The following is a 13,728-nucleotide window of genomic DNA, read 5'->3' on the forward strand; positions in this document are numbered from 1 at the left end:
CGTACTACCGGAGATATCCCACTCTGTCCCATAACTCTCGATACTTGGCGGTCCAACCGGCTTTGTCGTAGCACCGCTCAGCTACCTGTCGTGCAGCTTGCCCTAGCTCGGTGCGTAGCGGCTCGTCTTGAAGAAGCTTCCTCAGAGACGCGGCTAGCTCGGATACCACATCCGCGTCCGTGTCTCCCCCCACTTCGAGACCCGCCGGCGAGAGCATTTCGCTCGAACCGTCTTTGGTGGCAATAATCGCGCAGCCGCAAGCCATGGCTTCTAGGAGCACCAGCGACAGACCTTCCCAGCGACTCGGGATGACAGCCACGTCGGCCGCTCGGTAGTGGGGAGCGGGATCGCATTCACCGAGAAATTCGACTTGCTTTGCGACACCTGTCCGAGCCGCGAGTTCTTCCAGGTACGAACGTTTCTCGCCGTCGCCGATCAGGCGTAAACGCACATGCCAGAGCTCGCCGTGCGACAGAGCCTTGATCAGTCGATCCTGCCCCTTCTGCTCTGTGAGCCGACCGACGCATATTACGAGGGGCTCAACAGGGCGTGCCGCGCCCGGCCCTCGCGGACTCCAATGCTCCGTGTCCACAGCGTTCTCGATGACGATCAACGGCGCATCTTCTCCAAGGACGCGCCGGCCGACTTCCAGCTCGCGCGCGGAAACCGCGACGATATACGCGCAGGAGTGCGCCATTCGGCGTTCAAAGGCGCGGTAAGCAACGGCCAGTGGCCCTCCTACACACCAAGACCAACCATGCGGTACGAAAATCAGTTTCCTTTGGGCATCTCGGTCGGACATCCTTGCGGCTATGCGTGCCGTCGCACCCGCCTTACTTGAATGCGCATGCACCACTTCGTATTCCGCCAACAAATTACGCATCCGAGCTATTGCCCGGATATCACTGAGATGCGGAGATCTGCGCATCTCCAGTGGAACCCAATCAGCACCCTCAGCCAAGATCCATTCCCGTAGTGGCCCGGAACTCGGACACGCAACGGACACACGGTGGCCATCGGCGACCCCTACCCGAACGAGCTCACGTACCACAACTGCCGTTCCAGCCGAGGTGGGTTGGGAGATGTGGAGAATCTTCAGCAGCGGCCCCTCTAATCAGCCGCAATGACGCCGAGGTCCTGCAGCGGCCTGACGTAGTACAGCTCCGCGATGTCGAGCTCCCTTGCCTGTTGCTCGGCGGAGACCGGTGTCATGAAATCACCGTAGACTCGTTCGAGGTAGCGCTCCTTATCGCGCGGCGCCTTGAATAACCGGCCATCCAACTCCACCTCCGTAGCGCTGTTGAACCAGGCCGCCTCGAAGAATTGTCGGGCTCCGAACCGACCGCAGCTATCGGCGACGGTTCCACCCCGAAACCGCGCCCTCCGCACGCGATTCATCCCCCAGAGCAGCACTCGCGACGGTACAAACGCAAGCGGGATCTTGGCGAGACGCGTGATGATGCGCTTCCGCAGGTCGTAATGGAGTTTTTCCTCGATCGCGACCAGCTTGAGCATGTGAGCGAGGTTCACCGCCTTGACGAAAACCGCATAGCTGAAGCGACCAACTCGGCTCTCGGGCCCCCGGCCCAGCGGGTAGAGGTCGATGCGCAAGATCTTATGATCGATACCTCGATATGCGACGCGCGAGAACGTCTGCTCGTATCCGGGAGTCGATAAGGGACTCAGCAGGCACATCTCGGGGGGAAGCTCTGCCTCCAGCACCCGACAGAGCGCGTCGTACCTATCCACTGGTACGAGGACGTCAACGTCGGTATCCCACGCTATGAGTCGTTGATCGCGCACTGCGCCAAGCAAAGTGCCGTACGCCAAGAAGTACGGCAACCCGTTGTCACAGGCCACCCGATTCAACTCCGTGAGCATGTCAATGAGCATGCGGTGTACGGAAATCATTCCCTTTGTCGGTGAACGATTGACATCGGAAAGACTGTCAACTTCTTCGTATGAGCTGTTCAAATTCAGTTCCTCGACTACTCGCGCACCGTGTTTACCTATCACGAACGAACTCACCGACCGCGGGAAAGCACCACTTCTCGGAAGGTCCTCAAGATGATCTTGATGTCGAGCCAGAGCGACCAGTTCTCGATATAGAAATTGTCGTAACGAGCTCGATCGGCAATCGATGTGTCTCCACGGAGCCCACTGACTTGCGCGAACCCGGTAAGGCCAACCTGCACCCGGTGGCGGTGGGCATACCTGTCGAACTGAAGCGAAAATTGTTCGACGAAGTGCGGCCGCTCTGGACGAGGCCCGACTAAAGTCATGTCGCCTCGGAGGATGTTCCATAGTTGCGGTAGCTCGTCTAGCGACGTACAACGGAGGAACCGCCCGATAGGGCCAACTCGACGGTCAGTCGCCACGCACCATAGCGTCTGGGACTCCGACTCACTGGCCGGCCGCATCGTCCGGAATTTCAAGACTTCGAAATGCTTGCCGTCACGTCCAACCCGGATCTGACGGAAGATTATCCCCGGTCCTCCCTCGATCCGAACGGCTAGCGCTGTGGCCAAAAGGAGAGGTAGCAACATGACGAGGGCAGCAGACGCGACTACGACGTCGAACGCACGTTTAACTATCCTCGACGGACCGTGAAGGTTCGGATTCCGTACGCGCGACACAGGGATAGATCCAATGTGGTCCGCGGCGCCCGTCTGCGTATGGAAGTAGTGAAGTCTGGGAACGACGAGTAGTTCGGCGCTATGACACGCCTTCGTACGCACTACGTCGATCAGTACACGCTCGTCGAACTGACCATCCGCAACAAGCAGCGTGTCCGAACCGCTCGTCAATACCGCGATCTCGAGATCTGCGAGACGTCCTAACCGAGGCACGAACTCTTCTGCCGGCGAGTGGTTCGCGTCATCGACAAATCCTTCGATGACAAGGCCGTACTCTTGGTGGTCTGAGAGAATCCTCGCGAGCTCAGCCGCGACAGCACCTCCTCCTATCAGGACGGTGCGATGCCGCGAGATCCCCCGGCTGCGTCCGAGCGCGATGAGGCGAGTCGTCAATAGGCGACCAAGGATCACCAGAACGGATGCTTGGAACGCCGTTTCGAGGAAGACCCAAACCTGTGATTTCTCGTGCAGGTGCAGTATCACTGCAGAGACCGCGGCGGCGGCCGTAAGCAGCCGAGTAACGAGCGTAGGCAGCTCGTCGAGAACGCTCAGGTGAAGTCGCGCAACGTACTTGCCGCCGTCGCTGAGCAACAAGGTCGCCAGTACAGCCATGGCCACTGCGGCATAAAACTGATGTGGGCGCCACGCCATAGGTAAAAGGATGAGGGCGAAATCTACAGCCGGGACCACCATCCACGCTCGTATGCCACTGAGTAGCTTTTTCTCGCGAGGGGACGGCGCCAGGTCTCTTCCGTGGAGGTACTTCTCACGAGCCTCACTGGCACTTTCGACAGCGTCACGAAGACCGAACGTCTCGCGATCGGCCAGATTCTCGGTGAGCGCGCGAGACACGATGTGCGGTTCAACGCCGGGTTGCTGGACAGCGGCTCCCCATCGAATAGCCGAAGCAGCAGGATCGACGACTTCGGTCACGATTCACCGCCCGGGGCAGCCATGATCGCTTCCAGGAAGAGCTCCGTTGCGGGCCGACCGCAAGCGGCGGTATCTGCTCGTTTCCTCCCGCTACCGATCTTGTTGACGCAGATATGCGCGCAACCAAATACAAACACCATTACCCCCTGTAGCCGCCAAAAGGCGACTTTGCTCGCACATGTAAGACGTCGCGGGCACCTACCAGCGGCTCACGCAGTAGCCCCAAAATGTGACGACTACGTCCGCGACTCTTCCCTCCCTACGATGAACAGCATATTAACGCACGGGATGGAAGGGAATACGGGGATTCCCTATGTTTTCAAGGAGTTAACTCAGCAACCCGTTCGTTAACCAACCTCGGACACGGCGCTCGACCCGCGAACGGCCCCTCACCACCGGGCCACCCGAGGAAACGCTGGCTTATTTCGCTTAACGGACAGAGCGCGCCGCCCGAGGGGCAAGTCACCGTCGTAACGCCCGGCCGCCGGCGGTCCGTCACACCCTTCACTGCGGCCGACACGACGTAACTACTACGGAGCCAGTGCATATGCGCAGCTAAGCAGCTTCCAGAGACTGCAGCACAGAAGCTATCAGCTTCACGAGGAGGTCGTTCGCATCTCCATCTAGCACAGCTAGGCGAATGTAATCGTCGCGCTCGAGCCCGGTTTTGCCGATCAACGGCTTGATCAGCAACCCACCCTCTTCCAGGATTCGACGCGCCAGCTGCTGCACCACCCCTCGGTGCCTCAGTCGGCAAAGAACAAAGTTTGCCTGACTGGAGAAACACTCAATCCCCTCGATCTCACGGAGATTCGCAATGAAACGGCTGCGCTCAGTTCGCACCCTCGCTAGCGATTGCACATAATCGTCGCGATAACGCGGAAGAAGTTCTAACAAAGACTCAGCCGGCGAACTGATATTCCAGATCGGAAGCCGTTCGCGGATGGCCGCCAGAAGCACCTCATTCGCCGTGGCAAGGACGCCGAGTCTCAGGCCTGGAAGGCCATGGGTTTTGCCTAGGCTCTTCAGAACTACGACATGGGGGTTGTCCTGCAGCCTGCGGGAATCGAGCCAAGAGCTACAACAATCTTGATCAGCGAAATCTACAAAGGATTCGTCTAGAAGGACCAACTTGTCCAGCCTCGCCGCCGCGGCGCACACCTCTTCTAACTGTGGGTTCGACAGCACTGCACCAGTCGGATTGTGGGGATTGACTAGCACGAGCACGTCGAGCGTTGGAAGGGCTTCGATTAACACCTCAACCGAGGGGGTCAGTTCCGTCGAGGCGGAATATATCTCGATCACTCGATCTGATCGGAACCGCGAACGATACTCCTCGAAACACGGCACGGGTACGCCGATGATTCTGTCACCAACCGCCTCAGCGACAGCGGCGATGAGTTCTGATGCGCCGTTGCCGAGGACAACTTCCTCGGGCGCAACGCCGAAGACCTCCGCTGCAAGATGGCCGAGTACCGAATGGGAGGACGGATACATGGATGCTACCGAGGCGAATTTCGCACTCAACTCGAGCTTCAAGGGTTCGGTTGGGAAATATGGGTTTACAAGAAGCGCAAAATCCCGCACATGCGGGAACCGCCAGAGACCTCCGTAACGCGTCAGGTACGCGTTAAAGACCTCATTGGAGGGGGCAAAGACAGTGCTGGCGTTTAAGAGATCGTGGGCATTGTCAATTTCGTACCACCGGTGGTCCGAAACGATCATAGCGCTCAGCTTCGGCAGAGCCGGACCAGTAAGGATGGAGAGAACCTCTTCATAGTATGCATTTTTGCCGATGGCTTCGACGTACGCATTTAGAAATGGCATATACGTCGAGGTGATATATTGCTTGGAGAATTTATAGATATTTATCGTTTTAAAATAGTCTGATCGACCGTGATCCTGGAGATTCTTTGGGATGAAAGACTCGACGGTCCCGGACTCGTTCACCGTGACTACGGTCCCGTCGAGTCCCGCGTGGTACTGCGCCACCGCGACGACGTTCGGTCGTGTGTCTTCGGCCAATCTTGCGAGAATCGAGTGATCGAATATAACGTCGGCTTCGAGAAGTAGCGAATCATCGGCCGAAAACTCATGGCGAGCGCGGTACAAAGAATAGATGTTGTTTGTTGTCGCGAACTCCGGATTCATCACGTAAATCACAGGTACACCTTGATAGGAGTCCCCGATCAAAGTCATCAGCTTCTCGGCCTTGAAGCCGACCACTAAAACTATGCGACTGACGCCCAGGGCAGCAAGTGAATCGAGGGCCCTCTCAATCAGGGCTCGACCGGCGACCTCCACCATGGCTTTGGGCTGGTCACGAGTCAGTTCACCAAGGCGACGCCCCATTCCGGCGGCCAAAATAAGGCCCTGCATCAGAGTTTCCCATCGTTCTCGTGACCCCCGCCGACCAAAACGAAGAATAATGGCCTGATCACGACACACTCGCGAACACGTTGAATCGGCCGGCGGCGTTTCCGTAGCCTTCGATATCCTGATCGCAGACTAGGACGCTTTTCGCGCCCGCCGATTTCAGTGCCTGCGCGAACCAATCCCGCTGATAGTATTGGTGATCAAGGTTTTTGTACCGCCGTTCATACTCTTCTTGGCTTCCCGCCGTCTGATATCGCAGCGCGATCGTCTGCTCTCTTACCGCGATATCCGGTATGTCCATGATTGCCACTCCGCGCCGCGACTTCGCACAGATGATCTGGATTACATCTCCTGCGTAGTCCAGCGAATTGAAGTACATGAATACCCCACTCGCTACTACATGGTCGTATTGCGGCTCTGCCGACACTTCGTTTGCCTCGCAGCACTCGAAAGTGCCTGCGGGCAGCGCCTTCGACGCCGCCTCGACGAGCGTCGAAGAATAATCCGACCCCGCGACGATCAATCCGCTCTCTTGCAGAGGAATCAGGAATGCTCCGGCGCCGCAGCCCACCTCGTACACACTGTCTCCCGGGCAGGCTCCTAGCTGCTCGCCTACCCGAGCCACGTACGATTTCCATGCATCGACAGTCAGATTGCCGTGCCCTGTGTCGTAGCCGTTGGCGCGGAGGAGCTGGCCTAGGTCAGCTGAGCCGGCCCGCACTTGGCTGCCCTTTCGTTCCCAAACGGCTTGCCAGCCATCGGCAGAAGTCATATTTGACCCTTCCTGTCTTTGTGCCGCCCACTCAACGCGCCTTGTATCGGGCCACGAACCATGCGAGCGGGTTGACTTTTGATCGCGCACTAAGCGTCCAATATGCCGATTTGACGCAAGGGCTTAAGGTAGTACTGGTCGGCGATCCTAAACTCGTCTTCCTGCTGGTCGGCAGGGGGCGGAGTCATATAGTCGCCGTATGTGAGCCGCAGGAAATGGTCGAAGCCCTCTGGGGCGGGAAACTTTCCTGACCCCATCCCGACCATCGTCGAAGACCTGAACCATTCCTCGTCGAAAAACTGGCGACGCCCGAACCACCCACAACTGTCGGCGAGCGTATTACCAGCGTATTCCCTATTCCGGATGTACTCTATTGCAGACAACATCAGCTTCGCGGGTATCGGCGCGAGAAGCACCTTCGCGATGCGCGCAACCACCCGCTTACGGAAGCCGTAGTGAATCTTTTGCTGCAGGGGAACGAGCTTAAGCATGTAAGCAAGGTTCAGAGTTTTGGTCAGGCTGGAATAAAGAAATTGCGCAGCCAAACTCTCCGGACCCCGACCAAGCGGATAGAGATCGATCCGGAGCATTTTATGATCGACTTCGCGAAAGCCTATGCGAGCAAAAGTATTCTCGTAGCCGTGCCCTGAGTGCGGGCTGTATAAGGATAGATCATCTGGAAGTTGCTTCTGAAGTGCATCGCAAAGGGCGGCGTAGTCGTCGACCGGTACAAAAACGTCAACATCTACATCCCAATCGATGAGGCTTCGCTCCCTTACCGCACCGATCAATGTGCCATATGTCAAGAAGTATCGAAGTCCGTTCTCGCGGCTCACCTGATCAAGCGATAAGAGCATGTGCATGAGCATTCTGTGAAGAGCCCACATGCCGCTGGCGAGGTTGTCGCTTGGGAGATGCTTCTCGCTGCCCTCAGGGTTGGAAGAAGTCGCGGGGTCCCGGCCGTCATCCAAGATTTTGACGAACATTTTCAGCGGCCCCGGTAAAATAGAACTTCGCGGAATGTCCTGAGGATTATTTTGATGTCCAGCCACAACGACCAATTTTCGATATAGAAGTTGTCGTATCTCGCCCGGTCCGCGATTGAGGTATCGCCACGCAATCCGCTGACCTGAGCGAAGCCGGTCAGCCCGACCTGAACCCGATGGCGGTGGGCGTAACGGTCAAACTGCAACGAGAACTGCTCCACAAAATGCGGACGCTCGGGTCGCGGCCCGACGAGCGTCATCTCGCCTCGTAAGATGTTCCAAAGCTGCGGCAGTTCGTCCATCGATGTGCACCGGAGGAAACGTCCCACGGGTCCGACGCGGTCGTCGGTGGCTACACACCACAGCGTTTCGGACTCGCGCTCGGTGGCCGGCCGCATCGAACGAAACTTGAGTACCTCGAAATGCCTGCCGTCTAGACCCACGCGGACTTGTCGAAAAATCACGCCTGGCCCGCCCTCCAACCGGACCGCCAAAGCGACCAACCCGAGCAGCGGTGAGAGCACGATCAGGGCTGTCGCGGCGACCGCGATGTCGAAGCCCCGCTTGATGAGTCGTGCAGGACCGTGAAGGTTCGGGTTCCCGATTCGCATGATCGGGATCGAACCGATGTGGTCAGCGACGCCGGTGAGCGTATGGAAGTGATGCAAGCGCGGAACCACCAGCATCTCCGTGTCTCGACACCCTGCAGAGCGAACTACATCGATCAGCGCGCGCTCGTCGAAGCACCCATCGGCCACGAGAATCGTCTCGGCGCGGGTAGCGATGACCACAGCCTCGAGGTCTTCCAACCGACCCAGGCGCCCCACGTACCCCTCCGCCGGGAATCGCGCGCCATCGTCTACGAAGCCGACGACGTTCAATCCGTAAACCGGATACTCGTGAAGGATTCTGGCTAGCTCGGCAGCCAACGGGCCGCCGCCGATGAGAACCGTACGGTGCTCAGCGAATCCCCGCCGGCGCGCGACGCCGATCAAGCGTGTAGTGACCAACCTTCCCGCAACCACCAGCAGGACTGACTGGCATGCCGTCTCCAAGAAGGTGACAACTGGGTACTGGGTGTGGAGCAGAAGGCTGACTGATGCGACTGATGCCACTGCGGTCAGCAATCGACCGGCTATTGTTGGCAGCTCATCCAGAAGACTAAGGTGCAACCGCGCTTGATAGCGGACGCCTCCCGACAAAAGAAGGACTGCTAATAGCGCAGTTGCGAACACCGGAACGGCCTGATGAGGCCGCCACACCAGGGGTGCCAACATCAGCACGAAATCGAGAGGCAGCACCAGCATCCATGCGCGGAGGTGCGCTGAACGCGTCGCCTCTCCGAGCAGCGGCGGACAACTCGTCGCGCCCACACCACCCTCGGGCCGCTGAAACGTCAGCTTCCGGTCGATTCGCAGCACGTCGGCCGACGGAGGCGCCGTAGCCACAGGAGCAATTGGTAGGGCATCGATCTCGACATGCGCGGTCATCGGAGGTCACTCCGGCCTCGCGCTGCGGACTTGGATGCGCAAGGCTTTTGCTTCTTGAGAGCGACTAGATCAAATGGCCTGTGCGACTCCAGCTGTCGTGGGCCCCTCGGCCATGGTTCGCGCTTGTCCGCGACCGACGACTCGCATCCCTGCGGTCTGCGAGCGGGCCCTAACCGCCGCGTTGATGTATGTACGCGCATCTCCACCCCCGGGGTTGCCGATTTTTTGACAACTTCCGCTGAGATGTGGGTTCCGCCGGTCTAGCCCCCCGGAGCAATTTCCCCAGGCTTAGATAGCCCTACAGCCAACTAGCCCCCGCATCTCAAGCAAACCGTATCGTATTAGCTGTTCTCGCGTTAGGAATCAGGGGTTTCCCTACATTTCACTCATCAGCGTCGGCTGCCTGCTGTGATAGTTGCGGTTGAATTCATCGGCAGTCCGTCAGCACATTGTGCGACCTTTGCCAGAATTGACGTAGTCGTGCTTTTCCGGTGTTGTCGAGTCGTTCTCAAACGGGGCACGCGACCACCGGCGGCGACGCTCTGCATCGCACCCATACTTGGGCAAGCAGCCTTCCCCACCAAGACTCGCTGAGATGACATCTCCGGGACGCTGACGTTGGCTCGCGGACTCCCGTCGAAGTTCGCTGCGTCCTGCCCGCCGTGCCTCATCGAATGGCGCGGTGCTGCTCTTCCGTGTAGGCGGGTTCCGGGGCGTTTGAGGCCCGGCATCCCGTCGGCAACCTGTCGTAACTACCGTTCGGCAAACAACTACCGTCCCGCGACAGCCTCCGCTGGCCCCGCTGAGGAGGGAAGTCCCCGCAGTGGCGATGTGCCTGTTTCGCGTTCGGCTCAAACCACACGAACCCAACATCCGCGCGACCAGCCCCACCTTGGCCATTGATCGGCGTTGCGCTCGTCGCCCTGGAGTCGGGCCAAGGTCCCGAAGCCGTTAATCCTGAATCGCTACCCGATTGTTTGTTGACTACCTTTGTCAACCCCGCGTCGCCTCGAGCGTCGAGCTTGACCTCATACCTCGCAGAGGCCGGTGCGCTTGCAAATCCGCTGACAATAAGAAAGGTTCTGGTCGCTCCGCTCACACCAAGACGGATTCTCCGCAATCCGTGCTGCTGTCTTCTGGTCTTCGCGAGCTTTCACCCCCTCGGGCGTCACCGCGGAATTACCTGGATGGCCAGCAGACGCGACGGAGTTATTGCAATTCAAGTGAACGTAGTACTCGTTTCTCCGGTCGTCCTTTCCGCGAGAGTTGAGGAACCCGCCCCTGCTCCAGGACGTGACTACGCAGTCATTCAGTGCGAGCTGGCTACCGTACACCGTGGATACCACCGGCGTGCCGTTGCGGGCAGAGATCCACGAAGCGGCATCTGAGTAGGTCTTGCCAATCAACGGATCGGCGGCAGTGGCAAGACCGGAGCTGAAGGCCGCGACCATAACTGCGATCGCGGAGACAACGACCATGATCTTGACGCCGACCACTCCCAACCTGCTTTCTCTCGCTCGGTACGCCCGCAACCGACAGATTCCGCCCATGATGGATCCCCTCAGATAAATCGCAGGCAACCCCTGCGGAATGATGCCCTCCCTATGACGAAACAATGTAGCGCATCGACCTTTGCTGCGCGACGAGGACGACGTCGTTTCGCATCCGATCTTCCCCTAAAACACCGACGCCCCCGCCTATTTCAGGCGGGGGCGTCGTGTTCGAGAAGGTTCTCTACCCCTCGGTGAAGTTGCGAGTCACCGACGGGTCGACCGGGATGCCCGGGCCGGTGGTCGTCGAGACCACGATCTTCTTCAGATAACGGCCCTTCGACGACGACGGCTTGGCCCGCAGGATCTCGTCGAGCGCCGCACCGTAGTTCTCGGCCAGCTTCTTCTCGTCGAACGAGGCCTTGCCGATCACGAAGTGCAGGTTGGCCTGCTTGTCGACGCGGAAGTTGATCTTGCCGCCCTTGATGTCGGCGACGGCCTTGGCCACATCCGGGGTCACCGTGCCCGTCTTCGGGTTCGGCATCAGACCACGCGGGCCCAGCACGCGGGCGATCCGGCCCACCTTGGCCATCTGATCGGGCGTCGCGATCGCGGCGTCGAAGTCGGTCCAGCCACCCTGGATCCGCTCGATCAGATCATCGCTGCCCACCGCGTCCGCGCCGGCAGCCTCAGCGGCCTCGGCCTTGTCACCGACCGCGAACACCACAACGCGGGCGGTCTTACCGGTGCCGTTCGGCAGGTTCACGGTGCCACGCACCATCTGATCGGCCTTACGCGGATCCACGCCCAGCCGGATCGCCACCTCCACGGTCGCGTCCTGCTTCTTCGACGACGTCTCCTTGGCCAACTTCGCCGCCTCCAGCGGCGTGTACAGCCGGGTGCGGTCCACCTTCTCGGCGGCTTCGCGGTATGCCTTGCTCGTCTTGCTCATTGAAATCTCCTCTGGTTCAGAAGTTGTGGTTGCGAGCCGATGCCAGCTCTCCCACAGGGACGGCCTATTCGACCGTGATCCCCATCGACCGGGCGGTGCCGGCGATGATCTTGGCGGCCTGATCGATGTCGTTGGCGTTCAGGTCCTCTTTCTTGGTCTCGGCGATCTCGCGCACCTGATCCCAGGTCACCTTGGCGACCTTGGTCTTGTGCGGCTCACCGGAACCCTTCGGCACCCCGGCAGCCTTGAGCAGCAGCTTGGCCGCGGGCGGGGTCTTCAGCGCGAAGGTGAAGCTGCGGTCCTCGTAGACGGTGATCTCCACGGGGATGACGTTGCCGCGCTGCGACTCGGTCGCGGCGTTGTACGCCTTGCAGAACTCCATGATGTTGACGCCGTGCTGGCCGAGCGCCGGACCCACCGGCGGGGCGGGGTTGGCCTGCCCGGCCTGGATCTGCAGCTTGATCAGCCCGACGACTTTCTTCTTCGGGGCCATGGGTGTGGTGTTTCCTTTACTTATCTCCGGGGACGCCCACGCGTCCGCTGATTAGATCTTGGCGACCTGGTTGAAGGTCAGCTCGACAGGTGTCTCGCGGCCGAAGATGGACACCAGCACCTTGAGCTTCTGCTGTTCGGCGTTGACCTCGCTGATCGACGCCGGCAGCGTCGCGAACGGGCCGTCCATCACGGTGACCGATTCGCCGACCTCGAAGTCGACCAGGATCTCGGGCCGTTCCAGCGTCGCGTCGGTGGACGCGGCGCCCGCGGTGGACGCGGCGGCCTTGCCCGGCTTCTTGGCCGCGGCCGGCGGCAGCAGGAACTTGACCACGTCGTCCAGTGACAGCGGCGAGGGTCGCGACGTCGCGCCGACGAATCCGGTCACGCCGGGCGTGTTGCGCACCGCGCCCCACGACTCGTCGTTGAGTTCCATGCGGACCAGGATGTAGCCCGGCAGCACCTTGCGGTTGACCTGCTTGCGCTGGCCGTTCTTGATCTCGGTGACCTCTTCGGTCGGCACCTCGACCTGGAAGATGTAGTCGCCGACGTCGAGGTTCTGCACGCGGGTCTCGAGGTTGGCCTTCACCTTGTTCTCGTAGCCGGCGTACGAGTGGATCACGTACCAGTCGCCGGGCTTGAGCCGCAGTTCCTTCTTCAGCGCGACGGCCGGGTCTTCCTCTTCGTCCGCAGCGGGCGCCTCGGAATCGGAGCTCGCCTCGGACACCTCAGCCTCACCGGCAGCGTCGGCGGCGGTGGCCGCCTCGTCGCTGACGGCGTCGCCGGCGACGTCGGCATCTTCGGTCGCGGGGTCGGTGGTCGTCTCGTCGACCAGATCGACACTGTCGGCCGAAGGCGTATCGCCCTCGAAGCTAGTCACTTGTCAGTCCTCTCAATACTTCGCGTCGCTCGTTACCCGAACACCAGCATCACGAGCTTGGCCAGGCCGTAGTCCACGCCGCCGATCAGGGCGACCATGAACGCCAGGAAGGCCAACACCACGATGGTGTAGCTGACCATCTGCTTGCGGTTCGGCCAGATCACCTTGCGCAGCTCGGCGACGACCTGCTTCAGGAAGTTCCAGACGAACAGGAACGGGTTGCGGGACGGGCCGTCGCCGCGCTTCTTGGCGGTCTTCTTCGCGCTGCCCGAGCCGTTCTTGGTGGGCGACGCCTCCGTGCCGGTGTCCAGGTCGATCGCGGAGCCGGCGTCCTCGCCGACCGGCGCCCGCCGGGACCGCTTGCCCGACGGCCGGTTCGGCCGGGTCACCACCGCGCCGCTGCCGGTGTCCTCGGGCCCGCTCGTGCCTGCGGAGCCGGCACCATCGCGCTCGTCGCTCACCGCATGCCTTTCGTCTGGTCTTTGTGGGGTCACCTTCCAGTGTCCACACTTGTCGAGTATTCAGTTGAGCAGGGGCGACAGGACTTGAACCTGCAACCTGCGGTTTTGGAGACCGCTGCTCTGCCAGTTGAGCTACGCCCCTTCGGGGTGGCGCTGGGCACCACACCACCCGGTTCGGGGCTCACACAATTTGCGCGCTCCCCGATCGGTCGATCTTCACACCGACGGAAGCGCGCTGTACTGGGAAAACCCCGAGGTCC

12 protein-coding genes and 1 tRNA gene are annotated in these 13,728 nt (G+C 60.2%); all 13 read right to left on the bottom strand.

The genetic code is table 11. The annotated features are described in order from the left end of the window. Positions 1 to 4: 4 nt before the first annotated feature. Positions 5 to 1,051, bottom strand: coding sequence for a glycosyltransferase (locus BLW81_RS00460; RefSeq protein ID WP_083405484.1), 1,047 nt, complete (start codon positions 1,049 to 1,051; stop codon positions 5 to 7). Between the two features lie 59 nt (positions 1,052 to 1,110). Beyond that, positions 1,111 to 2,028: a LicD family protein gene (locus BLW81_RS00465; protein ID WP_157897524.1), complete on the bottom strand. Its 918-nt coding sequence runs from the start codon at positions 2,026 to 2,028 to the stop codon at positions 1,111 to 1,113. Next, positions 2,025 to 3,569, bottom strand: a complete 1,545-nt coding sequence (locus tag BLW81_RS00470) for a sugar transferase (RefSeq protein WP_235632131.1) — start codon at positions 3,567 to 3,569, stop codon at positions 2,025 to 2,027. The genes BLW81_RS00465 and BLW81_RS00470 overlap by 4 nt, the downstream gene beginning before the upstream one ends. 555 nt (positions 3,570 to 4,124) lie before the next feature. Beyond that, a complete protein-coding gene (locus tag BLW81_RS00475) occupies positions 4,125 to 5,948 on the bottom strand; it encodes an aminotransferase class I/II-fold pyridoxal phosphate-dependent enzyme (RefSeq protein ID WP_083405486.1) in 1,824 nt (607 codons plus the stop codon). Positions 5,949 to 6,006: 58 nt separating this feature from the next. After that, positions 6,007 to 6,717, bottom strand: coding sequence for a methyltransferase (locus BLW81_RS00480; RefSeq protein ID WP_083405487.1), 711 nt, complete (start codon positions 6,715 to 6,717; stop codon positions 6,007 to 6,009). A gap of 89 nt (positions 6,718 to 6,806) precedes the next feature. Next, positions 6,807 to 7,769 (bottom strand): LicD family protein, encoded by a 963-nt coding sequence (locus BLW81_RS00485; RefSeq protein ID WP_157897525.1) that lies wholly within the window; start codon positions 7,767 to 7,769, stop codon positions 6,807 to 6,809. After that, complete coding sequence (locus BLW81_RS00490) at positions 7,706 to 9,193, bottom strand: sugar transferase (RefSeq protein ID WP_235632132.1); 1,488 nt, start codon at positions 9,191 to 9,193, stop codon at positions 7,706 to 7,708. The genes BLW81_RS00485 and BLW81_RS00490 overlap by 64 nt, the downstream gene beginning before the upstream one ends. A 1,028-nt stretch (positions 9,194 to 10,221) precedes the next feature. Next, a complete protein-coding gene (locus BLW81_RS00495; RefSeq protein ID WP_235632133.1) occupies positions 10,222 to 10,689 on the bottom strand; it encodes a hypothetical protein in 468 nt (155 codons plus the stop codon). 238 nt (positions 10,690 to 10,927) lie between these two features. Beyond that, positions 10,928 to 11,635, bottom strand: a complete 708-nt coding sequence (gene rplA, locus BLW81_RS00500; RefSeq protein ID WP_083405489.1) for a 50S ribosomal protein L1 — start codon at positions 11,633 to 11,635, stop codon at positions 10,928 to 10,930. Between the two features lie 64 nt (positions 11,636 to 11,699). Then, entirely contained in the window at positions 11,700 to 12,128 is a 429-nt protein-coding gene (gene rplK, locus BLW81_RS00505; protein WP_083405490.1) for a 50S ribosomal protein L11, read from the bottom strand. A 51-nt stretch (positions 12,129 to 12,179) separates the two neighbouring features. After that, complete coding sequence (gene nusG / locus BLW81_RS00510) at positions 12,180 to 13,007, bottom strand: transcription termination/antitermination protein NusG (protein ID WP_083405491.1); 828 nt, start codon at positions 13,005 to 13,007, stop codon at positions 12,180 to 12,182. A gap of 32 nt (positions 13,008 to 13,039) precedes the next feature. Next, positions 13,040 to 13,468 carry a preprotein translocase subunit SecE gene (gene secE, locus BLW81_RS00515; RefSeq protein ID WP_083405492.1) on the bottom strand — a complete coding sequence of 143 codons (429 nt, stop codon included), beginning with the start codon at positions 13,466 to 13,468 and terminating at the stop codon, positions 13,040 to 13,042. Between the two features lie 69 nt (positions 13,469 to 13,537). Next, a tRNA-Trp gene (locus tag BLW81_RS00520) sits at positions 13,538 to 13,610 on the bottom strand. Positions 13,611 to 13,728: the final 118 nt, after the last annotated feature.

Origin of the sequence: Mycolicibacterium rutilum, from assembly GCF_900108565.1 — a bacterium.
GTDB classification, from domain to species: Bacteria; Actinomycetota; Actinomycetes; order Mycobacteriales; family Mycobacteriaceae; genus Mycobacterium; species Mycobacterium rutilum.

Bases quoted from the DNA above. Each gene is read 5' to 3' on its own strand.
- rplK (WP_083405490.1), bottom strand. From the start codon at position 12,128: ATGGCCCCGAAGAAGAAAGTCGTCGGGCTGATCAAGCTGCAGATCCAG.
- BLW81_RS00490 (WP_235632132.1), bottom strand. From the start codon at position 9,193: ATGACCGCGCATGTCGAGATCGATGCCCTACCAATTGCTCCTGTGGCT.
- BLW81_RS00480 (WP_083405487.1), bottom strand. From the start codon at position 6,717: ATGACTTCTGCCGATGGCTGGCAAGCCGTTTGGGAACGAAAGGGCAGC.
- rplA (WP_083405489.1), bottom strand. From the start codon at position 11,635: ATGAGCAAGACGAGCAAGGCATACCGCGAAGCCGCCGAGAAGGTGGAC.
- BLW81_RS00475 (WP_083405486.1), bottom strand. From the start codon at position 5,948: ATGCAGGGCCTTATTTTGGCCGCCGGAATGGGGCGTCGCCTTGGTGAA.